Origin of the sequence: Shewanella scandinavica, assembly GCF_031932065.1 — a bacterium.
In the GTDB taxonomy this organism is placed as follows: domain Bacteria; phylum Pseudomonadota; class Gammaproteobacteria; order Enterobacterales; family Shewanellaceae; genus Shewanella; species Shewanella baltica.
In genome coordinates this window covers 15,391-38,640 of the sequence record NZ_JAUOES010000004.1, presented here as the reverse complement: position 1 = coordinate 38,640, position 23,250 = coordinate 15,391, and the positions used below count along the sequence as shown (strand labels likewise).

General features: G+C 46.9%; 18 protein-coding genes. 4 read left to right on the top strand and 14 right to left on the bottom strand.

Features of this window, described 5'->3' with window-relative positions:
• The first annotated feature begins 51 nt into the window (after positions 1-51).
• The 3 genes from ubiD to Q4Q50_RS04085 all read left to right on the top strand — a co-directional run bounded on the left by ubiD (position 52) and on the right by Q4Q50_RS04085 (position 4,746).
• Positions 52-1,533 carry a 4-hydroxy-3-polyprenylbenzoate decarboxylase gene (gene ubiD, locus Q4Q50_RS04095; protein ID WP_107949400.1) on the top strand — a complete coding sequence of 494 codons (1,482 nt, stop codon included), beginning with the start codon at positions 52-54 and terminating at the stop codon, positions 1,531-1,533.
• Positions 1,534-1,647: 114 nt separating this feature from the next.
• The gene (gene fre / locus Q4Q50_RS04090) at positions 1,648-2,358 is read left to right on the top strand and encodes an NAD(P)H-flavin reductase (protein WP_311898519.1); all 711 of its coding nucleotides are present in this window, start codon (positions 1,648-1,650) and stop codon (positions 2,356-2,358) included.
• 696 nt (positions 2,359-3,054) lie between these two features.
• Positions 3,055-4,746, top strand: coding sequence for an amidohydrolase (locus Q4Q50_RS04085; RefSeq protein ID WP_311898518.1), 1,692 nt, complete (start codon positions 3,055-3,057; stop codon positions 4,744-4,746).
• A 19-nt stretch (positions 4,747-4,765) separates the two neighbouring features.
• Here the strand turns inward: Q4Q50_RS04085 and Q4Q50_RS04080 are convergent, their stop codons facing one another.
• Together Q4Q50_RS04080 and Q4Q50_RS04075 are read right to left on the bottom strand one after the other, a co-directional pair.
• Positions 4,766-5,647 (bottom strand): LysR family transcriptional regulator, encoded by an 882-nt coding sequence (locus tag Q4Q50_RS04080; RefSeq protein ID WP_286991364.1) that lies wholly within the window; start codon positions 5,645-5,647, stop codon positions 4,766-4,768.
• Positions 5,648-5,869: 222 nt separating this feature from the next.
• Positions 5,870-6,499, bottom strand: a complete 630-nt coding sequence (locus Q4Q50_RS04075; RefSeq protein WP_261271770.1) for a flavin reductase family protein — start codon at positions 6,497-6,499, stop codon at positions 5,870-5,872.
• A 274-nt stretch (positions 6,500-6,773) separates the two neighbouring features.
• On the opposite strand from Q4Q50_RS04075, the gene Q4Q50_RS04070 reads away from it, so the two are divergent.
• Positions 6,774-9,167 (top strand): fatty acid cis/trans isomerase, encoded by a 2,394-nt coding sequence (locus Q4Q50_RS04070; RefSeq protein WP_311898516.1) that lies wholly within the window; start codon positions 6,774-6,776, stop codon positions 9,165-9,167.
• 51 nt (positions 9,168-9,218) lie between these two features.
• Here the strand turns inward: Q4Q50_RS04070 and Q4Q50_RS04065 are convergent, their stop codons facing one another.
• From Q4Q50_RS04065 to sirA, 12 genes are all read right to left on the bottom strand, one after another.
• On the bottom strand, positions 9,219-11,333 hold the full coding sequence (locus tag Q4Q50_RS04065; RefSeq protein ID WP_311898515.1) for a M13 family metallopeptidase: 2,115 nt from the start codon (positions 11,331-11,333) through the stop codon (positions 9,219-9,221).
• Positions 11,334-11,557: 224 nt separating this feature from the next.
• On the bottom strand, positions 11,558-12,841 hold the full coding sequence (locus tag Q4Q50_RS04060; RefSeq protein ID WP_115333792.1) for a winged helix-turn-helix domain-containing protein: 1,284 nt from the start codon (positions 12,839-12,841) through the stop codon (positions 11,558-11,560).
• Between the two features lie 219 nt (positions 12,842-13,060).
• Positions 13,061-13,936 (bottom strand): ABC transporter permease subunit, encoded by an 876-nt coding sequence (locus tag Q4Q50_RS04055; RefSeq protein ID WP_261271767.1) that lies wholly within the window; start codon positions 13,934-13,936, stop codon positions 13,061-13,063.
• Positions 13,933-14,970 (bottom strand): ABC transporter ATP-binding protein, encoded by a 1,038-nt coding sequence (locus Q4Q50_RS04050; RefSeq protein ID WP_311898514.1) that lies wholly within the window; start codon positions 14,968-14,970, stop codon positions 13,933-13,935. The genes Q4Q50_RS04055 and Q4Q50_RS04050 overlap by 4 nt, the downstream gene beginning before the upstream one ends.
• Positions 14,967-16,253 (bottom strand): nitrous oxide reductase family maturation protein NosD, encoded by a 1,287-nt coding sequence (gene nosD / locus Q4Q50_RS04045; protein ID WP_063883671.1) that lies wholly within the window; start codon positions 16,251-16,253, stop codon positions 14,967-14,969. The genes Q4Q50_RS04050 and nosD overlap by 4 nt, the downstream gene beginning before the upstream one ends.
• 10 nt (positions 16,254-16,263) lie before the next feature.
• Complete coding sequence (locus tag Q4Q50_RS04040) at positions 16,264-16,755, bottom strand: nitrous oxide reductase accessory protein NosL (protein WP_063883672.1); 492 nt, start codon at positions 16,753-16,755, stop codon at positions 16,264-16,266.
• A 116-nt stretch (positions 16,756-16,871) separates the two neighbouring features.
• Positions 16,872-17,819 (bottom strand): NrfD/PsrC family molybdoenzyme membrane anchor subunit, encoded by a 948-nt coding sequence (gene nrfD / locus Q4Q50_RS04035; protein WP_063883673.1) that lies wholly within the window; start codon positions 17,817-17,819, stop codon positions 16,872-16,874.
• A gap of 2 nt (positions 17,820-17,821) precedes the next feature.
• The gene (locus tag Q4Q50_RS04030; protein ID WP_311898512.1) at positions 17,822-18,529 is read right to left on the bottom strand and encodes a 4Fe-4S dicluster domain-containing protein; all 708 of its coding nucleotides are present in this window, start codon (positions 18,527-18,529) and stop codon (positions 17,822-17,824) included.
• A gap of 86 nt (positions 18,530-18,615) precedes the next feature.
• Positions 18,616-19,290, bottom strand: coding sequence for a tetratricopeptide repeat protein (locus Q4Q50_RS04025; RefSeq protein ID WP_311898511.1), 675 nt, complete (start codon positions 19,288-19,290; stop codon positions 18,616-18,618).
• Positions 19,291-19,367: 77 nt separating this feature from the next.
• Complete coding sequence (locus Q4Q50_RS04020; protein ID WP_012090329.1) at positions 19,368-20,147, bottom strand: FKBP-type peptidyl-prolyl cis-trans isomerase; 780 nt, start codon at positions 20,145-20,147, stop codon at positions 19,368-19,370.
• Between the two features lie 93 nt (positions 20,148-20,240).
• Positions 20,241-20,684 (bottom strand): rhodanese-like domain-containing protein, encoded by a 444-nt coding sequence (locus Q4Q50_RS04015; protein WP_012090330.1) that lies wholly within the window; start codon positions 20,682-20,684, stop codon positions 20,241-20,243.
• A 58-nt stretch (positions 20,685-20,742) separates the two neighbouring features.
• A complete protein-coding gene (gene sirA / locus Q4Q50_RS04010) occupies positions 20,743-22,872 on the bottom strand; it encodes a dissimilatory sulfite reductase SirA (RefSeq protein WP_012090331.1) in 2,130 nt (709 codons plus the stop codon).
• Positions 22,873-23,250 lie beyond the last annotated feature (378 nt).

Here is a 23,250-nt window from a genome sequence, read left to right as displayed (position 1 = left end):
AAATGCTATAGTGCGCGCCACACGGATTTTCATTGCAGAGGCTATTTCCACATGAGTTTTAAGGATTTACGCAGCTTTATTGATCATCTGGAAGCCAATGGCGAACTCAAACGCATTAGCTACCCAGTTGATCCTCATTTAGAAATGACAGAGATCGCCGATCGCGTATTACGCGCTAAGGGCCCTGCGCTATTATTTGAAAATCCCAAAGATCATCACATGCCCGTGTTGGTAAACCTGTTCGGTACGCCAAAACGTGTGGCCATGGCGCTCGGTAAAGACGATCCCTTAGCGTTGCGAGAAGTGGGCGAACTGTTAGCCTTTTTAAAAGAACCCGAACCACCACGGGGCTTTAAAGACGCGATCGCTAAGATCCCTATGTTCAAGCAAGCCTTGAATATGCCGCCAAAGACAGTGCGCAATCCCCCTTGCCAACAAGTGATCAAAACTGGCGATGAAGTCGATTTGACCCAATTACCTATTCAGCATTGCTGGCCGGGCGATGTCGCACCACTGGTGACATGGGGCTTAACCATCACCAAAGGCCCGCGCAAGAGTCGTCAGAATTTAGGCATTTATCGCCAACAGTTACTGGGTAAAAACAAGCTGATCATGCGTTGGTTATCCCACCGTGGCGGCGCGTTAGATTTTGCTGATTTTAAACAACAATTCCCCGGTGAGCGTTATCCTGTTGTGGTCGCGCTTGGTGCCGATCCTGTGACCATTTTAGGTGCCGTCACCCCAGTCCCCGATTCCATGAGCGAATACGCTTTTGCCGGTTTACTGCGCGGTGAACGTACCGAAGTCTGCAAGGCATTAAGCTGTGACTTAGAAGTGCCCGCCACCAGTGAAATCATCCTCGAAGGTTATATCGATCCTGAGGAACTGGCGGAAGAAGGGCCCTACGGCGATCACACGGGTTACTACAACGAAACCGATAAGTTTCCAGTATTTACCGTTACCCACATCACTCAGCGTAAAGATGCCATCTACCACAGCACTTACACTGGCCGTCCACCGGATGAGCCTGCCATGCTGGGGGTTGCATTAAACGAAGTGTTTGTGCCGATTTTGCGTAAGCAATATCCTGAGATCGTTGATTTTTATCTGCCACCAGAGGGTTGTTCGTACCGCATGGCAGTGATCTCAATTCGCAAACAATATCCGGGACATGCCAAACGAGTGATGATGGGCGCTTGGTCTTTCCTGCGCCAATTTATGTACACTAAGTTTATTGTCATAGTGGATGAAGATGTGAACTGCCGTGACTGGCAGGATGTGATCTGGGCGATCACCACCCGCATGGACCCTAAACGCGATACTGTGATGATCGAAAACACCCCGATCGACTACCTCGATTTTGCTTCACCCGTTGCGGGCTTAGGCTCAAAAATGGGACTCGATGCCACCAATAAGTGGGAAGGTGAAACCAACCGCGAATGGGGCACGCCAATCGTGATGGATCCAAAAGTAAAACAAAAGATCGACTCAATCTGGGATGAGTTAGGCATAGACGACAGCCCAACCCTATAATTCAGCTTAAGCCATTACTCAAGTATCGGCTTAAGCCAAGAGAATAGGCCAATAACAGGCCTCTAAAGCGACACCTAGACACATACTGTTGAAGAAAGGTGCAAAGGAAGTTTGATGAAAACCATACGTTGTAAGATAGAGAGAGTTAACCCATTTAACGATGCCGTATATCAAGTATTGTTAAGGCCTGAAACCGCCTTCGATTTCCAAGCGGGGCAATACTTATGTGTTGTCATGGGAGAAAAAGATAAACGCCCCTTCTCTATCGCATCAGCGCCAAACGCCGAGCTGATCGAATTACACATTGGCGCCGCTGTGAGTGAAAGCTACCCAATGCAAGTAGTCGAGCGCCTGAAAGCCTGCGCCCTTGATGGCAGCACTATCGACATCGAAGCCCCAGGCGGCGAAGCCCACCTGCGTCACGAAAGCATTCGCCCTCGCCTGTTAATAGCCGGCGGCACAGGTTTCTCATACACTAAGAGTATCGTCGAGCACCAAATCGCCCTCGGCCAACAGGTTAAAACCACCCTGTATTGGGGTTGTCGCACCCAAGATGCCATGTATTTTGAAACCATAGCCCGCGAGTGGCACAACGCTCACCCTTGGTTACACTTCGTCCCAGTCATCGAAGAAGCCCCAGCCAATTGGCAAGGTAAAACTGCCAATCTGTTAGCGCAAATCAAACAAGATTTTGTCAGCTTAAATGGCTACGATATCTATATCGCCGGACGTTTCGACATGGTGGGTGCAGCACGGGAAATCTTCCGTGAGATTGGTGTAGAAGAAGCACATCTCTACGGTGATGCGTTCGCGTTTATCAAATAACGCGATAATTTGTATGCTTGGCTGGCTAACCTTTGCCAGCATAGGCTTAAATAATAAACCCCAGTTTTTACTGGGGTTTTGTTTTATACGTCACGCCGTATTTCACTTTTTGTGGATACATCCACTCAGTAAACCTGCTTATCCAAAGATTATTTGCTGCTTAAGCAAAAGATTAAAGTCGTGGGTCTTCAACCCACACCCGACCAAGGAGGACTGCTCGTCCTATCCTCCTTGGATTCTCCAAGACGCCCCTAGCGAAGTTACATGCATTAGTGACTGGCTTCGTGCTTACTCGAAAATAGCTAACGCTTCCGATGGGGCGTCCCTTCCCCCCGAAAGCTACGCAGACGTCCTGTCTGCGTCACGCTATTTTCTTCAACGCCCTTCAGCAACTTCGCAGTGGGAGGTGAACTACTGTAATCTCGGTGTCGGCTGTTTATCCAAAAAGAGTTTTGCCTGTCCTATCTTTTTACTTTCGCAGGGAAATTGGCGTAACCTTTAGCATAAAATGTATGCCTGTCCGCTCTTTCTTTTTCGCAAAAAACCATAGTAACCAGTCACAATGTACCAACAAAAATATGGCTTATCAGTCTTTTCCCATGGGTATCTCATTTTCTTGATAGTCACTAACTTTCACTATTGTGGAATTATCCCATAATGAGTCAATAGCTGACGCAACATGGGATTCAAGTACAAATGAAACAGACTAAGACGCCACACAAACTCGTTAAATGCTTAGCCTTAACGGGATTATTCACCCTATCTGCCTGTGCAAACGACGAACTTGCAGATACTTTACTCACCAATACCCACGTCTATGGCCATGATCAAGCGACTAGTTTAGCCATTAAGGATGGCAAAATTGTCTACATTGGGAATAGCATTAACGCCATGGATCACGTGAGCAATCAAACCAAAGTCATCGATTTAAAAGGTCATTACTTATTACCTGGTTTCATTGATAACCATAATCATGTGTTTGAAGCCGCGAGTGAAATAGGTAGCGACTGTTTACTGGATGATGAAACTAATCTCAACGGCTATATCCGCACATTAACCTCCTGTAAAAATCAGTTGGAAACGGGAGAGTGGTTACTCGGCTATGGCCATCAACTCAGTGTAGTAATGCAAGAGAGTGGCCCCACTCCTTTGGCAATATTAGACAAAATCTTCCCCGATAATCCTGTCGTTATTATGGAGCAAACATCCCATTCTATGTGGGTCAACTCCCTCGCATTAGCCAAAGCTAAGATAAGCGCTCATACAGCCGATCCGCAAGGCGGCAAGATCCTCAAAGATGAAGAGAGCGGTAAACTTCTCGGTATTTTATTCGATAATGCTGGCGATCTTGTGATGGAACAAGCATGGAAATCACAACCCAATCTACTACAAGCCAATTATCAAGGTTTATTAAATGGTCTGGCAGCTGCTGCCGAGCACGGGATAACGACTATCGGTGATGGACGACTCTATTGGAAACGTGACTGGTTAGAAACATGGCTAGCCGTCGAAAGTCATGATGAATTAACCGCCAGAGTCAGTCTACGCCCTTGGATTTATCCTGCCGATGAACCCCAAGCACAGCTTGATTTCTTTAAAAAAATTCATTCTGATGATAAACAACGTCTGCTGCTCATCAATCAGGTCAAAATCTACAGTGATGGCATCATCATAAACGGTACTGCCAGTACATTAGCCCCCTATGATTGGAGCTACACCCCCGACCTTCCTAGGGGACTCGAGTATGTTCCTGCCAGTAAAATGGCGTGGTGGCTTACTGAACTCAACAAAATTGGATACGGGGCACATATTCATGCAATAGGTGATGCAGGGGTACGCAACACCTTAGATGCCATTGAAACTTTACGATCTCAGGGAGCTACTCGCCCTTATGCCATGACGCATTTAGAAATGGTATCTCCCCAAGATATCAAGCGCTTTGCCTCACTCAAAGTCGATGCCGATTTCCAATTGGGTAGCGATTACATTGCCGCGCAGGATCATGAGTGGGCGATCCCTTTTATCGGTAAGCAACGAGCTAATGCTTTATTACCTATTAACCCTATTTTCAAGACTGGCGCGAATGTAACTTTAAGTAGTGACTGGAATGTGAATGATATCAATCCACTCGTTGGTATTGCTAACGCAGTCTATCTGCAAAATGCAGGCATCACCGATATTCACAGTGCTATTGCAGCCTATACAATAAATCCCGCTAACGCCTTGGGCATAAGTGACATTACTGGTTCTATCGCGCTAGGGAAATCTGCCGATTTTGTTGTATTAGAGCGAGACATTACCCAAGCCACAGCAAAACAAATTGCTGACACTCAAATTTTAATGACGTGGTTAGAGGGGGAGCTAGTGTTCGATCTCAATGATCAATAGCAATCCCGTATCAATCTAATTATTTGCTGAGTTGCTCTTTTATTAACGTCAGCAAAGAAGACCCTAAGGTGCTGGCCTCAAACCCATGATGCCAGCGCATTTCGAGCCGCCGCTTCATAGGCGCAAATTCACTACTCAATTGGACAACTTTTAATCTTCCACTGTCGATTTCTGTCTGCGCTAAAGATAACGGCAAAAAACTATATCCATCCCCTTCGGCAAGTAAGGACTTTAACAAAGCAAGATCGGGGATTTGGCAATAATGGCCACTAAAGCCGACTTCGAGATCATCACTTTCAGTCTGCCCTCCTGCCCAAATATATTCACGATAGGGCGCTAATTGTGCGGGGTCGATTACCTGCTGTGAAGCTAATGTATGCTGTCCAGATATCAACATTACCTCTTGATATTCGCCAAGGCGGCAGTAACCCGATTGAGATTGATGTAATTCAACCGTTTCATGTAACAGTAAAAGGTCGATATTATCGGATAGAAATGCACTGTGTAATGCATCGAAAGTATCCACTTTTAAGACAAAATCCAGCGTTGGAAACTGCATTAAATAGCGCTGAATTGTCGAACGTAAGACTTCTAAAGGAATGTAATTTTCAACCCCCAACACTAACCGACCTTTACCAAGCTCGGCATAATGGGTCGCCGATTGAGTAAATTGTTCCCATTGGGCCAAGGCTAAAATAGCCTTAGGTAGTAAATGCTCGCCTCCCGCAGTGAGTGCCACTTGATTTGCACTACGCTCAAATAAATCCACACCTATGTCGACTTCTAACTCGGCAATCCACTGACTCACTTGCGGCTGACGTTTGCCCAGTGCGCGAGCGGCGGCTGAGACAGAGCCTAGTTGAGTCGTCAATACAAATGCTTTAACTCGTTGAATATTCAAATGTGCTCTACTATTTTATAAACGCGTTGTGCGCTTGACTTTAATACCCGTCAGACGGAATCACAATGTTAACTTACCTATGCAAGACACTTTGTTAAAAATCAGATGTGAAGCCCCACGACTTAGATTTAGATTTTGATTTAAAAAGTTAAAAGTTAAACTAATGCCCAAAACTCAAACGAAGTTTGAACACCCACAGCCCTGCGGCGAATGAGCAACCCCTTACACTTGTGGTCTATGTAGATCGAAACGTAACGCTTCGGTGATCCCATAATAGGCCGATGGGCCGCCGGCACGTAATACGGGTTCGGCGAGGGCGGTTTGATAAATCCCCTCGGCATTGAGTAAATGCTTAGCAATATGCACGGCCACCACTTCACCTAACACCAACCAAGTATCAATCTTGTCGCCATTGGCGGCGGTGAGTTGAATACATTGGGACAACTTACATTCAAAATTCACTGGGCTTTCAGCCACTAAATCGGCCTTAACAATGGTGCCTGCTTTAGCCGTGAGTCCGGCAAAGCTAAACTCATCTTGACCGCGTGGCAGCATGGCGGAGGTTTGATTCATCTGCTCGGCTAAGCCGCGTGTGGTGAGGTTCCACACAAATTCGCCGGTTTCGACAATATTGGCCACACTGTCTTTCCAGCCCGTGCTGGCAAAGCCGATGATGGGCGGTTTGTAGTTGAAACAATTGAAAAAGCTGTAAGGGGCGAGATTGCGTTGCCCCTCGGCATTGCGTGATGAAATCCAGCCGATCGGTCGAGGCCCCACAATTGCATTTAAAGGATCGTGTGCAAGGCCATGGCCTTTGCTCGGTTCGTAAAAATAGCGGTTATCAGCGGTCATACTTGATCCTTTTGTTATTGCCACATTGTGATTGCCAAATGGGTATTACCACAACCATGACTTGAGCGATTAACACTGCTAGCACAGGCACTTTTATGGTCGCTATCTTACCTAAGTTCTGTGGCCGACAGCAAAACTCGGCGGCATAAGTTAGGCACGTCCTAGGATAAAATCAGGCTGCAAATTTCAAATCCAATATACTCTTCTGTTAAAGTGATGCAGATCAGTGGGCTAAATGGCTAACTCTGCTGGGTGGCAAATAAAGGAGTGGTGAATGGACGCGATAAAAAGAGTATGGAAGAGGCTGTTATTGGCCACAGTGCTGTTAGCAACAGGTTGTGCCAGTGTGGCGCAAATCGATTTCAATGCTCTGTTTGGCACTAGCTCACCGCAAAAACGCGTAGAGAATGCACTGCTTAACGACCAATTTGTTCAACAGGCCGAATTTGTGCACAAAGAAGTTGAGCCAATCCTTAATAGCCGCTGTGTGGTGTGCCATGCCTGCTACGATGCTCCCTGCCAGCTCAAAATGACCTCAAGCGAAGGCATAGAACGCGGGGCGAGTAAGGAAAAAGTTTACCAAGGCACACGCTTAGTTGCCGCCACACCTAATCGCTTATTTGTCGATGCCTTTACCCCAGAAACTTGGCGTCAACGTGGGTTTTATCCCATGTTGAACGAGCGCAATCAAACCCCAGAAGCCAATACCCAAGCCTCAGTATTGGCCAGAATGCTCACGCTTAAGCAAATGCATCCCCTGCCCGAAGACAAGATTTTAGATAAGCGTTTTGATTTCAGTCTCGACAGAGTTCAGCAATGCGCTAGCCTAGAGGAAATGGACAAATACGAGCAAAGCCAACCGTTTGCCGGTATGCCCTATGGCTTACCAGCGTTGAATGCGAATGAACATCAAGTGTTGATGCATTGGCTCGAACAAGGTGCGCCATTGCCGTTCGCGCCATCGCTAGCCCCTGAATTTATAACGGAAATCACTCATTGGGAGCAATTCTTAAACGGCGACAGCTTAAAAAGCCAATTAAGCGCACGCTACATCTACGAGCATTTGTTTGCCTTCCACTTATATTTTGAATCTTTAAATCAGCCGAACGCCCAGCCTCTGTTTTTCGAGTTAGTGCGTTCGAGGACGCCGCCGGGGCAAGCACTGGATATTATCGCCTCCCGTCGTCCCTTCGACGATCCTAAGGTGGAACGTGTCTATTACCGTTTTCGACCTTATCGGGCGACCATAGTCGATAAAACTCATATCCCCTACGCCTTGAATACCGGCTTGCTGCACGACTGGCAGCAATGGTTTATCGATGCAGATTACTCAGTGACTCAGCTGCCGAGCTACCAGCCGAGCATTGCGGCCAATCCCTTCGAAGCCTTTATTCAAATTCCTGCCGGTGCGCGCTATCGCTTTATGCTGACCCGCGCCCAAGACACCATTATGGGCTTTATTAAAGGCCCAGTGTGCCGTGGTCAGGTGGCGCTCAATGTGATTAACGACAGATTCTGGGTGTACTTTGTTACCCCAGATTATATGGACGACACGGATTTTAGGACCTTCTATCAGTCCCAGATTGAAAACCTACGTATGCCTGCGGAGGAAGAAAGCACTACACTCGCCGTAACTTGGGTGAAATATGCCGCCAAGCAAGGCAAGTACATGCGGGCGCGTAATCAGTTCTTGAACGAGAAATTCAAAAACGGCCAACACCTCACCATAGACGGGCTCTGGGATGGCGACGACAACAATGATAATGCTAGCCTGACAGTGTTTCGCCACTTTGATAATGCCACTGTAGTCAAAGGTTTAGTTGGCGAGCCGCCCAAAACCGCTTGGATTATCGATTATGCCTTACTGGAGCGTATTCACTATTTGCTAGTCGCAGGTTTCGATGTGTATGGTAACTACGGCCACCAGCTTTTAACTCGCTTATACATGGATTTTTTACGTATGGAAGGGGAATCAAATTTCCTAACTTTGTTACCGCAGGAGGAAAGGCGCAAACAATTTAGTGATTGGTATCAAGGGGCTGGTACTCAGCTCACGGCGTTTATCGCGGGGGATATCAACACCTTTAATCAGCCCACGGGCGTGCTCTACTATAGCGATGACCTCAAGGGCGAGCTGTATCAAAAACTCGGGCAGAAGGTCGCTAAGGTACAGCCGAATAGATATCAAATAGAAAACAGTCGCTTGCAAGCCAACAGCAAGGCACTGTTGCAGGCATTAGGTCGATTAAAAGGCACCCAAGCGACCCTGTTACCTGAACTAACCATGATCATGGTCGAGCCCGAAAAAGCGGGTAAAGCTGAGGTCTTTACCTTAGTTCGCAATAGTGCTCATCGTAATATTTCGAGCCTGTTTAATGAGGCCAGCAACCGCGAGCCCGCAAAGGATGATGTCACCTTAGTACATGGTTTATTAGGCAGTTACCCAGAAGCCTTTTGGCTGGTGAAAGAACAGGACTTGCCTAAAATCGTGGCGGCGGTAGAGCAAATGCAAACCGAGAAAGACTATGAGGCACTGCTCGATGTTGCGGCTGTACGCCGTAGCGATCCCACATTTTGGGCCTTTAGTGACAAACTCAATCAGATATTTTTCGACAATCACCCGATAGAAAGCGGTTGGCTGGATTACAACCGCCTGCAAAATCGTTAATAAAAAGGGGAACGCTAGCGTTCCCCTTGCTTTCAAATCCACCCAGTAAACTTACCAGATCTTAACGCGATCTTCAGGGGCTAAATACAGCTTGTCGCCAGGCTTAACATCGAATGCGCTATACCAAGCATCTAAGTTACGCACTGTCAGCGCGCGGTACATGCCGGGTGCATGGCCATCGGTAGCGACGCGAGCCCGCAGCGCTTCATCACGCATCTTAGTAGCCCAGGTTTGCGCAAAGCCGATAAAGAAGCGTTGATCGCCCGTAAAGCCTTCAATCACTGGGGCTTCTTTACCCTTAAGCGAGGCATGGTACGCATCAAGTGCCGCGGCTAAACCCGCCACATCGGCAATGTTTTCACCTAAGGTCAGCTTGCCATTGACGTGCAAATCAGGGAAAGGTGCATAGGTATCAAACTGCCCTGCTAACGCATCGCCTTGCTTAGCAAACTGCGCAAAGTCAGCCGGCGTCCACCAGTTACGCATAGCGCCAGTCGAGTCAAATGCCGCACCATTGTTATCAAAGCTATGGCTGATTTCATGGCCAATCACAGCGCCAATCGCACCATAGTTGTAAGCGGCATCGGCCTTAGCATCGAAGAATGGTGGCTGTAAAATACCCGCAGGGAAGTTAAGCGCATTTTGCACGGGCAAGTTCACCGCATTCACCACTTGCGGTGTCATCCACCACTCGCCTTTATCCATTGGTTTGCCAATCTTGGCTAGCTGATGGCTGTACTCTACTTTTTCACCATTGATGGCATTCGCGTAGGCATTGGTCGCCGTTACAGTATAGCTATCGTAGTTGCGCCATTTGTCGGGATAACCCACGCCCACTGCCATAGTCGCCACTTTTGCTAGGGCTTCTTTCTTAGTGGAAGGGTCCATCCAATCGAGTTTTTCCACTCGCTGACCAAAAGCAGCCACTATGTTATCGACCATAGTGCTGACTTCAGCCTTGGCCGAAGCAGGGAAATATTGCTCGGCATAAGCATGACCTACGGCATCACCTAGGTATTGATCGAGTGCCGCTAAAGCACGTTTATCGCGGCCGCGCTGTTCTGGCGTACCAGAAAGCTTAGTGCCATTAAAGGCAAACGAAGCGTTGTCGATAGCCGATGGCAACACATCGGCATGACTGTTGATCTGGTGGAACACGAGCCAATCTTTCCAAGCTTCTAAAGGCTCAGAGGCCACCAGCGCAGAAAGTCCCGTAATCGCCGTCGCATGGTAAGCCGCAAATTTAGGCTGATTGCCCAATTGCGCCGCCGCTAGGAAAGCAGTCCAATCGATTCCCGGTGCTTTGGCATCAAAGTCAGCACGGCTCCACACGCCCGAAGACTTAGCGAAATCTTCGCTATCTTCACGGCTAGCGTGGGCGGCAGCGATCTTGCTCTCAAGGGCAAAAATACGATCGGCACGGGCAGCGGCATCGCTCACGCCCGCATCTTTGAGCAAGGTTTCAATGTAAGCACGGTAAGCAATGCGAATGTCGGCCATTTTAGGATCGGCAGACAGGTAATATTCGCGCTCAGGTAAGCCTAAACCGCCCTGCAAAAAGTAAGGCAAAACTTCGCCCGGCGTGGCTAAACCTTGGGTGACGAAGATCCCAAACAGGTTTTCGGTATGGAAATCGGTCGCGTTAAGTGGATCAACATCGGCGCGCAGGTTTTCACCTAATGCTGCGGATAAATCTTGCTTGCTCGCAATGGCCTCATAACGGGCGATATCCGCCTCGGCAGGTTTCATTCCTGCGGCATCAATGGCGGCAGTATCTGTGTAAGCCTTGTAAAAATCGGCGATACGCGCTTCGTCGCTACCCGCCGTATGCTGCGCTTTTACCAGTTCAGCAATCAAACTGGTTTTATGCTTTTCGGTCGCTTCAAAGGCAACGAGGAAAGCGCCAGTGCTGGAGCGATCGGCTGGGATCATAGTCGTTTTCATCCACTCGCCATTGGCGTAGGTATAAAAATCATCCCCAGGTTTTACGGTTGGCGACATAGCCGCGACATTAATACCTACCGGCATTTGAGCGGCAACGTCTTGGCTTTTAGATGCACTTTCGCTGGTTTTAACGGTGTTTTCTGTGGTGTTATCACTGCAAGCAGTGAGCCCCGTCAGTACTGAAGTAGACAGTAACAGCACGGGAATTAGACGGTCCGACATGAATGACTCCTCTTTCTTTTATTATTGTATTTATCCTAAGTTTGGCAGTGTAACTGGCACTGAATGAAGAAGTAAAACAAAGCCACTTTTTATGATAAAAAGTTAATGCAAACATTTTGAGCCGCAGCGTCTCAACCAATCACTTAATGCCATCAAAAATTCCCTCATTGCAGACACAAAAAAGCCGACTTTATGTCGGCTTAATCAAGTGTGGTTTAAGGTTACTATAACTTGAGCTGATTGTACTGAGTCCATGCAAGCACTTGTCCCATTTGAGGAATAATCCATACCGCCGTATGCTCATTTTGATAAACACGATAATAGAATAACTCTTCATCGCGGATATCATGCTTACGAATTTCACGATAAAACTGCATGGCAGAATTGCTCACTTCATCCGGTTTTGTCAGCTCTTTTTGTAACACTTTAACGTAGAAAACATCGACTTTAAGATCATTAATCTCAGTTTGGTACTGTTCAAACTCACCGCGGATCGTGTACTTAATCGGTGTCGTTAAGCAATCTTGATCTGTTATACAAGAGGTTGAATAGAAATTTCCCCGATTCTCCCCTTCATACACCAGAGACATGCTGAGATCGTTCCGAACTAAGAGTTCACCCGCGACAGGAAAATAGATATCCGCATGGTAATTATGCTCAACTAACTCCCCCTTACCCTTGTCATCCGCTGGGAGAACAATGCGGTTATAACGAATCCGCTGCTCCATCTTTTGACTCAGCGGAATAAATTCCGTCATATTTAAGCCTGCAGGTTTCGCATCTATTGCGGTGATATTAATCATACCGCGACCATTACAAGCCTCTGCATCTAGCTCTGGACAAATTGCCATGGAATAGTTTTTACCATCCGTGGCTGCAAAAGCACTGAAGTGCTTAATACTGCTGATATGATTTCCCTCTGGCGCCAAATGTTTTTGCCACCAAGAGGGATGTAAATGCTCCTCATCGCCAATATAGAAAGTTTGCGCCGTTCCCAGAGTCCCACCGATATTGAGGCTGATGTATTTATCTGCATGCCACTTAGCCACTTGTTTAACCACTGCATGGTGATCACTCATATACCAGAAGATCGCCAAGATCAGGCCCAAGAAAGCAATACCTGCAAATTTGGTCCAAGCCGATACCCCAACTAAAGCATCACGGATTGCATCTGCATCGTTTATAGCCAGCATCTTTACATGGGATTGCTCAGCGATATGCAATTGATAACCGCGGCGCGCCACGGTTTTGAGCTGTACTTCAGTATAAGGCTCGAGTTTTTTTCTTAGGGTGCTGATGCACTGTGTTAGTGAAGTCGGTGCCACGACGCGATCTGGCCAACCCACCTGCAACAAGGCTTCTTTCGTCAATATGGCGTTGGGGGAAGATAACAAGCGTACCAATATAGCCGCTTCAGAAAAAGTCAGGTCTATGGATGTGCCATGCACTTGATCAACTAGTTTTTTAGCCTGTTCATCTAAAAATAAATATGAAGTGATTTTATGCATGTTAAACGCCCGAAAACTCAGCAAAAGCAGATAAGGTATGATTGCGCTAACGGCGGGCAAGCAGATTGGGACCATGTTTTCCCAAAAGCACTGTGACTTGCAGCCACCTATCTAAGATGGTTTATTTTACTTTTTAACAACATAAAATACTGTGACTGCATGCTCAGTTTAGTTATTGTTTAATAAGCACAAAATTAGACTAATACAGGGTTTGCTAAACTAAATTTCTTGACGTTTGAAGACCCAAGAGCACCCCAATAATAGAACAATAATCCAGCCGCCTAACAAACCATACATCATGGGTAATCCCAATCCCGTTTGCGCGATTAAGGAAAGGCTACTTTTAGCGGCTAGTGTATCCGAAGGTGCGGCAAGCAAATTTAAGGCACGGAACAAGTCGGTAGGATTCAGTAAAATGAGTAGATTAAATAGATTGCGATTAAGCATTTCACTCATTCCAACCAAAACACTGAGCAAAATAAGGTCATAAACCAGCACAAGCACAAACCATAAAATAAGTAATGTTCCCAGTGCCTTGGCTTTTTCTCGCACACACAGGCTAACCCAATAGCCCAATAGAACAAACACTAATGACAACAAAATACTGCTTATTATCAAATGGGTAAATCCGATAATTATCGCGAGTTGAGCCTGAGCATCGCCAACGAGTAGCAGTAATAATCCTGTCACACCAAAACCTAAGATACAGGCGATAGTCATTACGCACGCATGGCCCAAAAACTTGCCGCAGACAAGATGCCAACGCTCCAATGGATAGGTCAGTAATAACAATAAGGTGCCAGATTCTTTCTCACCGACAAAGCTGTCATAGCTCAACAAAATCGCGCCTAATGGCAGCATAAATACCGATAAAGTCACAAGACCAGAAAGGATCTGCGCAGGCTCAAATACTACTAAGCTGCCCGATATTACGCTCCCCATAAAACTCACACTAAGGGAGAGCAGCAACAATACACCCGCCATCATCCATAGCCATCGATTGCGCAAATTGTCCTTAAACTCCTTGGCAGCTATGGTACTCACTATATTTAGAGCACTTAAATGACCACACTGCAAAACCTCTGATTGACTCATACGGCGGCCTCCCACTTAACGCCTTGAGCCATATCTGTTACTTGAGTGGTATCTGCAGATACAACCTGGGACAGAGAATGACAAACGGTTTCCATATAGTGATGAAACACAGACTGCAAACTCGGAGGCTCAACAGAAAAATCCCCTGCCGGCACTTTTTGCAATAGATGATGTAAAACGCCTGACTTTTGCCCCTGCGGTACAGTCAGTTTTAATCCCTGCGGCGAACTCATCTCAACACAGCTGGCTAAAATAGGATCTGCGAGCACCTCTAGCCTTTGAGTGTGAGACAAGGAATGCAAAAAAAACTGGTTTGGCAACCGAGTTGCTGATCTAAGGGCGGTTAAAGTTCCCGAAGCTAACATTCGTCCTCGGCCTAAAATCAAAGCCCGATCCATTTGGTCTTGAACTAATCCTAACTCATGGGTACTGATGATAATTGCGCAGCCTTTCGCCTTAAGTTGGGCTATTTTTTGATACAGAAAAGCCGATGCTAAGGGATCTAGACCGACAGTCGGCTCATCAAGTAACAATATCTGAGGATCAGCCAATATTGCCTGAGCGAGCCCAAGGCGCTGCCGCATTCCCTTGGAAAATGTACTCAGACGTTTATCTTTAGCGGCTTCTAAACCAAATTCGGCAAGTAATTCATGTACTTTTGCAAGAGCGACGCCTTTAAGTTTAGCGAAATAGCCGAGTAATTCGAGAGCGGTCATGTTGTCATAAAAGCTCACATTTTCAGGTAAATAACCTAAAGATAAGCTCAACCTGACATTCATAGATCCCACATTGTGCCCTTGAACTTGGATCTGGCCACGTGTAGGAGTTAGCAATCCTAAAATAAGCTTAAGTAACGTAGACTTACCTGCTCCATTATGACCAAGGAGAGCAACAACTTGGCCCTTTAGAACCTCAAAATTCACATCTTCCAATGCCTTAAAGTTGTTATAAAATTTACTGACATTTATCGCTTTAACGGCAATATCAGCACTGGCCACAGGCTTATTCGTCGAGAATGTGAAAGTCTGATTCATTGCGTACCTCCATCAATAAGTGCGGGCGAGACCGATTGCATTAAGGGAAAACTATCGCTAATTCCCGTCGTCATTCGGGGCTGAAATTGGCGTTCAACCCAACGCAGCAGTAAAACAACTGGACTTTCCATTAACAGTTTTGCCTCAGGATAAAGCCAAAATAGTTTGTCTAAGCTGTCATTGGGCCTATGGGCCAAATCACCTATCCCATCTAGATCCAGATCCCAGCCTTGGTATTCTGACCAATAATTGCCTTGTCCTTGATAACTCCACTCTAACTGTGTGTCGCCGACATATTTCACTTGGTTTTGATTCGCAATGATTCGATTATGCCAAAGACGGTTTTCCTCTCCGCCCATGGCCATACTGATCCCAGTATCGCTATGACTAAACTCGTTATCTTGAATACGGTTATTTTGAGCAGCGTAAATAAAAATGCCTTTGCCTTCGTTACCCAGCTCCACCGAACCTTGGGGATGCTTAACGTCTGTGGCGGTATTGGCCTGAATATGGGACTCGTTGGTGATATTGAGCAGAATACCAAAGTCCCGCGCTTGGCTAACGTGATTATGGTGCAGGTAGATTTGCTTTGAGCTCATCAGGGCATAACCGCCATCGACGTTGATAGCTTGATTGTGCGCGGCTTCATCGCCTCGGGTGTACATGTAATGGATGGCGTATTGCAACTTAGCGAATTGATTATGGTGAATTTGGCTGTCCGTCACCGACTCGAGATACACGCCATCGCGGACAAAAATAAAATGGTTATCTTGCACTTGGGGCGCACTCACATGCTTGAGAAAGACACCGTCACCCCGATCCAACACATAAATGGCGCCATTGCCGCTGATATTGTTTTCAATGATGCGCGGCGCAGCAAGTTGCTCGCCATAAATCCCAAAGCCATCCCCGACAAGACGATTGCCCTTGATAAGCACCTCGTCTGCCCCCGGTAATAGCAGGATCCCCGCATCATGGTAATAAAGATCCCGTCCCCAATGGCGGATATTAAGCCCTTCAACAATCACCTTGGGTGCAGTAATGGTGAGGGCGCTACCTTGGCGCAGGGCATCGAGGGCCGCGCCCGCTTCGCCCTTGATATGAATGGAACGGGTAACATTAAAATTGCCTTCAAACACGGCGGTATCAAGTACGAGCGTGTCACCATCCTGCGCCTGCGCTAATGCTTGGGTTAAAGAGACGGTATCTTTAACCCTTAGCTCCTGCGCTACCCCGATAAAGGATAAGGTGCAGAGCCAACAGATAAGCAATAAACGCAGCATGAGCAATCGCCTACTTATCGCCAGCGAGCAATTCGAGGGTGATATCGTTAAAGGTTAATACGCGTCCACCGTATTCCTTTGCAAAGGCTTCGGCGGCGGCTTTAGTGCTAAAAGGTGCGACTGCTGGCCCCATCACGGCCTTTTTACTGGTGCCGTAAACATAAAATGCGCTGGCGGCATCGATAAAGGCGCCATCATCAGGCTGTTCCCAATCGGTTATCGCGGCGTCATGCACCATCATGTAAGCAATTTGTCTTTTATTTTCAGGCTGTAAGGCAAAGTTAAACATATCGCGGCTAGAGCAAAACTTAGGTACCATCTTCTCGGCCTTAAGATGTACTTGCCCCTTTGGTCCAGGATATTTAGTGATCACCATACCGCACAGATGGCAACGATCGTGCTCGTGGATCATCTCGGCTTTATGTTGGTGATCGGTCGCTTCACTCTTATTGCAGCCTAATAACAAAGGAGCGAGTAGTAACAACCCAAAGAACTTTTTCATGCTGTTAATCCTTTGAAAAATATCAACGCCTCGCCAAGGCACCTTGCAGGGACAGACCTCTTGCGACGAGGGTTGATAAAAAATGGTTCATCAAAGGCCGAGGCCTTAGTACATAGTTAAATCGCGTAGTTTTGACCCGCTAACAGGATGAAGAGTCGTAGACACATCATGCCCACCACCGCAGACATTCCCGACATATAAAACGCTTTGGCCGAATGGCTAAAATGTTTACCCGTCGCAAAGTTCAGTAGCAGTGGCGCACCAAAGCCGATACCCACAACACCAATCCAGAATACGCTCGCCCACACACCTTCATGGAAAGCGGCAAAAGCAAATTGACCACCGGCATTACCCGTTAATAGTGCTGTCGCGATCATGAAAATAAACATGGCTTCGGCGAACATAATCGGCCACTCGGCGCCGTGTAGGATCTTCATTTCGCCGCTGTGCAGGGGTTCTTTAAATAACCACACCGCCAGCATTTTGGCCGAGGCGCCACCCGCGGATAAACCCGAGGCAATAAACAGTGCTGGGAGTACCGAGGTGTTGATCAGTGGGAAGCGGATCAGCGCAGAAATCAAGAAGCCTGTGTAAGCACATACTGATAACGCCAGTATTAAAACGAGCGCTTCCATTGGGCGTCTAAAGCCTTTTAACTTGGCAATAATTGGCGCTAAAAACTTCAATTGTGGGATGACCATCAGCTCTTTTTCGAGGGCTAAAAGCGCTACCACTGCCACTAACGGGATATACACCGACAGCGCAATAACACCAATCGACATCACAGAATTTAAGTTATAGAACACCAAAATTCGCCAAAAGAATAAGGGGTTAGTCAAGTCGAGTACCAGACATAACATCCCTAAGCTAATGGTGACAAAGGACAGCAAGGTCGCGGCTTTTAAGAAGGCGGTGTTTTCAACCTGGCCTAGGTAAAAACGCAGCGCCAGCGCAATGGTTAACGCCCCGCCCGAAATCCCCGCGAAAAATAAATACACTGCAATCGGCCAAGGCCAAGCAACGCCTTGGGATAAGCCGAGGGTAAATTCCATACTGGTATCCATATTTACACTCCCAGTTTGACGATTGGTATGTAACGTAAGCTCGGCTCAGTACCAAACTGCGGCTTAATCCGCACTGAGTCTTTTACCGCCAATAACTTACTCACATAGGACTGAGGATCATTGGCATCACCAAAGATCAGCGCGTCGTACTTACAGCTCTGTACGCAGGCGGGTAGCTCGCCCTTAGACAGCTTGCTATGCAAACAGAAGTCACAGTTATCCGCCACATCCGTCTCTTTGTTGATGTAACGTGCATTGTAAGGACATGCGCCAATACAATATTTGCAGCCCGCGCATTTACTTGCATCCATAGTCACAATGCCGGTTTTGGCGTCGCGGTGCGCGGCGCCCGTTGGGCAAACAGTGACACAGGGGGCGTTTTTACACTGCTGGCAGGAAACCCGCACAAACTTACGCTCACAGTCGCAACTCATCTTGCCACAGTGAGGGCAGGCTTGACCTTCAACACGACCACTTTGCTGCTCAAGGATCACCCGAGAAACACCCGCGGGTAAGTTGTTTGCTTGGTTACAGGCGGTTTTACAATCACCACAACCGACACATTTATTTTGGTCAAAGACCATGACGTAATGGGGCTTATGGGCGCTGTCAGCATCTTCTTTGACCGAACACCCGGCTAAAGGCGTTAACATCAAAGAGCACATGCCAGCGCTTTTAAGGAACCTCCGTCTCTCTATATTTTCACTCACAACATCCTCCATCTATCGGTTTTATACCGACGTTTTTATTTATATCGTTATCGTTCCTACATGCCTGAAAATGGCTAGCGACTTGATTAATATCCACTTTCATTCAATTTGCTTTGGGCCTTGCCAATGGCATTTAAAATGGCCTCACGATTAATCTCTGCCGTTGGCTGTGACAGTAGTGCCTGCCAATGGTCTATCGCCTCTTGGTAACGCCCATGCAGATACGCATCGGTGGCCTGTAACATGCGGGTTTGTGGCTCAAAGGGCGCAAACGCCAAGATCTGTGCAATCAGCGCTTGGGTTTGCGGCGTCATTTGGCGCGCATCGCGGTAATACAGGGCATTGGCCTTAGCGCCGAGCACCTCGGCGTCCTCACCCACTAGCGCAAGCAACTTGTCTAAGGTCTGCACCGCATCGCTATATAAACCACCCGCGCTGTAAGCCTGGGCAAGCGCCTGTAATGCCAACGGGTTTTGTGGTTGTTCATCCACGAGACGCTGGGCTTTGGTGATGTCGGCAGCGACTAAGTAGTCAATATGCTCATTGACTATGCCCTTATCCCAATCCTGATAACGCCCCGTTTGGCTGTAGATGGCGAGCGTCATGACAAGCAATACACCACTGCACAGCACTGGCAACCCATGGGAGGCTAGAGGCAAGCTCGCCACGGTTTGCAGTTGGTTTAAGCGTGCGTGTTGCCAAAAAATCCAAGCAATAAATCCGCTTAATAGGAGTGCGATGGTGAACCCTAAACTTGCCATACCTAACCTCTTTGCTTGCCGCTCCAAGCTTATGACTGAGCGAACAAAACCGAACGCTCAGTCCCCGATGTTTGCTCTTAGTGAGCAGGCATCATGCCCATCATGCGGGCTTCTTTTTTCTCACTTGGCTTTTCGATATTTTTTAGTTCAATTTCAAAGATCAAGGTAGATTGCGGTGGAATTTCACCCACAAATTCATTGCCATAGGCTAAGTTTGCTGGGATAACAAAGCGGTATTTAGAGCCCATTGGCATCAGTTTTAAGCCCTCTTCCCAACCAGGGATTACCGTCATTAAGGCAAAACGCGTAGGGTCTTTGCGGCCAACGGTGTTTTCAAATTCAGTACCATCGATAAGCTTGCCGACGTATTCAACGGTCACCACATCTTCTGGATTAGGCTTTTTGCCTTCGCCCGTAACCAGCACTTCATATTGCAGACCAGAATCAGTCACTTTGACGCCAGACTTCTTTTTGTTTTCAGCAAGAAAGGCTTCACCCGCTTTGATATTTTCAGCAGCTAATTTTTCAGCGTTGGCTTTTCTCACTTGATTTAATTCTTCGGCGCGTTGATTGAGGTATGTCAGTACTTCTTCATCGGTTAATTGCTGTTGTTTTTTCAGCGCGTCCACAAAACCTTGAACAACTAAGTCCACATTCACTTCTGCGCCCAGTTCTACTTGGTTATAAACCTGGCCAGAAATGTAGTTACCAACGGATGCACCGATACTGTAAGACGCTTTTTCTGCATCGGTTTTAAGGCTTGGGGCGGCAAAGCTCGCCATAGATACAAACAGTGCGGCGCAGGTCGCCACTGTGATGGTTTTTGGGATAAAAGACGTTGGCATAGATGTTTTCATTTTATATTCTCTTCTATTTAGCCCTTGGGCTTAGTGCGTTAGCCGAAAACGTATGGGCATTACCCATAACCGATTAAAATATTTATTTGATTACTATGGTTTTTCTGTTGCTCTTCCGGACATACGCCAACCGAAAATACCATCGGCCATATGGCGAACTCCGGTGTAACCTAGCTTCATGGTCTCCCGAGCGGCCATGTTGCTAGCGGTACAAAGGCGATTAGCGCAATAGAACACCATCACCGCATCTTTATTCTTTGGAAGTAACTCTCTCCAATTTTGAACATTGAAAAAAACCGCTCCGGGGACAAAACCTTCCGCCCAGATTTCCAGCGTGTTTACGTCGAAAAAATAAACCTCTTGCTTGCCGACTAAGGTTTCAGCTTCCCGCATGGAAATAGGATTTAACTGAATTTCGTTATAGGGCGCTTCAGAGATATCAGAACCTCCCCCTGCGATGGCGGGTAGGCTAATGCCCCCTAAGCTCAGAGCCATTAAGCCGCCGATAAGGCTTTGTCGGATCACGTTATTCATCATTTGGCCTCGTATATTCCCCGGCACGGGTGTGTCGGGGACAAGTTAGACTCGAGTCGAACTACATTTTCTGTGCGCTCAGACCTTTACCATCGATAATGGCTTGGGCTTGAGTCACATAGGTTAAGGCAGCATCAAGACGTTTCAGTGAGTAACTTGGGCCGTGCGCACCCCATGAACCGTCAGCCTTAATCAGGCGAACAACATCTTGGGCTTTGTCGGTCAACATCAACACTTGCGTCTTGTCTTCAACCGACAGCTTGGTGACTTCTAACAGCTTGTCGATACGGGCAAGGGCTTGTTCTACTAGGGCAAAAGTTTCTTTAACTGGTTTTTGCCACTTTTGAACTTCGCCATAGATTTCCATCTGGTCTTCAAAGTGCAGACCCACTTCAAGTTCAGATTGGAACTGGCTATGACAACCTTTGTTTTCGGTCACATCGTGGTCTGAAGCTGAAGTACGGGCGCAGGTCCACATCAAGTCGAGGTAGTTGTAGCCGTTTTCATCTTTCGCCACAGTCCAGCCCTTAGTCGTCGCATCGCGCGACTTACCTTCAGGTGGGTTGAGGGTCTTACGCAGTGGGTCGACATCAATCTTCCACATGTGTGACTTACGCACGTTGTCGAAGCCCGCCATATCTGGGAATTGGATCGCAGTGAAGTTTTCACAGCTTCCCATGTTTGGCATGTGACAGCTTTGGCAAGTTTGGTTGCTGTGGGTGTTGGTGTTCTTGGCGATCTCGGCTTGAGCCGTATGACAGTCAGTACACTCTTTGATGATTTTTGGCTTGGTAGTACCAGATTTCCAATCACCATCAGTCACTTCGTGTGGATCGTGACAGGTTGAACAACGCATGCCTTTGTCATAGTGTGCAGAGGCAAACATTTGCGAACCTTCAGTACCGCAAGATGGGCAAGAAGATTTCATCTTCACGTTGAAGGCATATTCCAGTTTCTCTTTACCCTGTGGCGTTTCAGCTAGCTCTTCAACAAAATTGAAGCGTTGGTGACAACGTTCACAGTTAGATGGCATACCGCCACCAATACCGCCGTCTAAGTGGCCGCCTGCGCCATGACACTCTTCACAGGTAATCCCTTTAGAAATCGTGTGTTTTTGCAGCTCTTTTGGGTTACCTAAGGCAGCGAAGAATTCATCTTTAGTTTGGAAGTCAAACTTAAAGCTGTGGCACATTTCGCAATAGGAGCTAGCTGGTTGGAATAGGAATTCCTTCTCGTACTTAGCACCGTATGAGCTCATGCCCCATTGGTGTGAACCGCTGGTACCAAAATCTTCCATTTTGACAGGGAAACTTGGGATAGCTTTGTTAATTTTTGCAGCCATTTCAGGGGTTAACCACTCAGCCCAACCGCGGGAGAATTGGTTACCACCGGCGACCATAGTACCAGTGCCATCTTTCAGCAGACCGTCTTTCACGTGGTAAGTACCGCGCACCAGATAGGCGTCGATAAAACCATATTTGGTACGTGGCGTCCCCACAGTTGCATAGATAGCGTCTGGCGTAATACCCGATGGCAGAATCGAGGTATCTTTGGTGGTATACATGGTTTTTTTCAGGTCGTTATCGACTTCTGGATGTTCGCCAGGGAAGCGAATCGTCTTAGAGTGACGTGAACGTCTCCATTTTTCGTATTGCGGACCATGACACTCACCGCATTTTTCGGGGCCAACAAACTTGTTAGGGAAATCTAAAATCGATTTTGCCCCTAAACGATATTGCAGTGCTTTTGGACGTTGACCATCGTTATAGGCACTATAACGTACAGCGGTGCCATCAGTTGAGTTCACTTCTTTACTGTGTTTACTGTAAGCAACACTGTCACCACCGTGTAAATATTCTTCACCGCGGTCACTGACTTTATAAGTGCCCTTTAATCGACCTTCCGCGTCATATTTAAAAACGGGGTGATTTTCAAATAAAAAATCAAATAATTCTTGCTCTTGAACAATATAATCCTGCAGTGTTTTAACACCACGGGATTTTTCCATTAAATTGTCATTTAAATTGGGATTAGCCAAAATATCTTGAGTATAGTGGGATTGCTGTTTATTACCCACTCCAGGGACCACTTTACCATCCGATTTAGCATCGGAGGCGATTGTGGTAGCGCTTACGGCAGAACCTAAACAAAACAGCACGCCTAAGGCTGTTTTGATTTTCCATCGCTTCATCATTCACTCCTAATTTATCATTAGTTTTATATTCTCCACTGAACCTAACTGTTCACTGAACGACATAAACAATTGACCAGTGGCTGCATGATGACGGAGTGGAAAAACAAAAAATCTGCGCTAGAGCACATTAAATTTTAATTCAGAAATCAAGAGGAGCCAAAATAATTAAACCATAACAAATCAACACCTTAAACAATGAAAAACAGTAGTTAATTAGATCTAAAAGATGTTTTTTGAACTCTAAAAAAATCTAAAAATGGCTTTGATTTTTCAAAAATAAACAAAGTCATAAATGACCATTTTAATGCCGAGACAGATCACATTCCTTCCACAAAAACTCAGCTACCCTGCGAGTCAATCGTTAAATGGTTAAAG

What these genes read in the sequence shown, in the direction of transcription:
- ubiD (WP_107949400.1), top strand. Translation starts at nt 52, where the DNA reads ATGAGTTTTAAGGATTTACGCAGCTTTATTGATCATCTGGAAGCCAAT.
- fre (WP_311898519.1), top strand. Translation starts at nt 1,648, where the DNA reads ATGAAAACCATACGTTGTAAGATAGAGAGAGTTAACCCATTTAACGAT.
- Q4Q50_RS04085 (WP_311898518.1), top strand. Translation starts at nt 3,055, where the DNA reads ATGAAACAGACTAAGACGCCACACAAACTCGTTAAATGCTTAGCCTTA.
- Q4Q50_RS04075 (WP_261271770.1), bottom strand. Translation starts at nt 6,499, where the DNA reads ATGACCGCTGATAACCGCTATTTTTACGAACCGAGCAAAGGCCATGGC.
- Q4Q50_RS04070 (WP_311898516.1), top strand. Translation starts at nt 6,774, where the DNA reads ATGGACGCGATAAAAAGAGTATGGAAGAGGCTGTTATTGGCCACAGTG.
- Q4Q50_RS04065 (WP_311898515.1), bottom strand. Translation starts at nt 11,333, where the DNA reads ATGTCGGACCGTCTAATTCCCGTGCTGTTACTGTCTACTTCAGTACTG.
- Q4Q50_RS04060 (WP_115333792.1), bottom strand. Translation starts at nt 12,841, where the DNA reads ATGCATAAAATCACTTCATATTTATTTTTAGATGAACAGGCTAAAAAA.
- Q4Q50_RS04055 (WP_261271767.1), bottom strand. Translation starts at nt 13,936, where the DNA reads ATGAGTCAATCAGAGGTTTTGCAGTGTGGTCATTTAAGTGCTCTAAAT.
- Q4Q50_RS04050 (WP_311898514.1), bottom strand. Translation starts at nt 14,970, where the DNA reads ATGAATCAGACTTTCACATTCTCGACGAATAAGCCTGTGGCCAGTGCT.
- nosD (WP_063883671.1), bottom strand. Translation starts at nt 16,253, where the DNA reads ATGCTGCGTTTATTGCTTATCTGTTGGCTCTGCACCTTATCCTTTATC.
- Q4Q50_RS04040 (WP_063883672.1), bottom strand. Translation starts at nt 16,755, where the DNA reads ATGAAAAAGTTCTTTGGGTTGTTACTACTCGCTCCTTTGTTATTAGGC.
- nrfD (WP_063883673.1), bottom strand. Translation starts at nt 17,819, where the DNA reads ATGGATACCAGTATGGAATTTACCCTCGGCTTATCCCAAGGCGTTGCT.
- Q4Q50_RS04025 (WP_311898511.1), bottom strand. Translation starts at nt 19,290, where the DNA reads ATGGCAAGTTTAGGGTTCACCATCGCACTCCTATTAAGCGGATTTATT.
- Q4Q50_RS04020 (WP_012090329.1), bottom strand. Translation starts at nt 20,147, where the DNA reads ATGAAAACATCTATGCCAACGTCTTTTATCCCAAAAACCATCACAGTG.
- Q4Q50_RS04015 (WP_012090330.1), bottom strand. Translation starts at nt 20,684, where the DNA reads ATGATGAATAACGTGATCCGACAAAGCCTTATCGGCGGCTTAATGGCT.
- sirA (WP_012090331.1), bottom strand. Translation starts at nt 22,872, where the DNA reads ATGAAGCGATGGAAAATCAAAACAGCCTTAGGCGTGCTGTTTTGTTTA.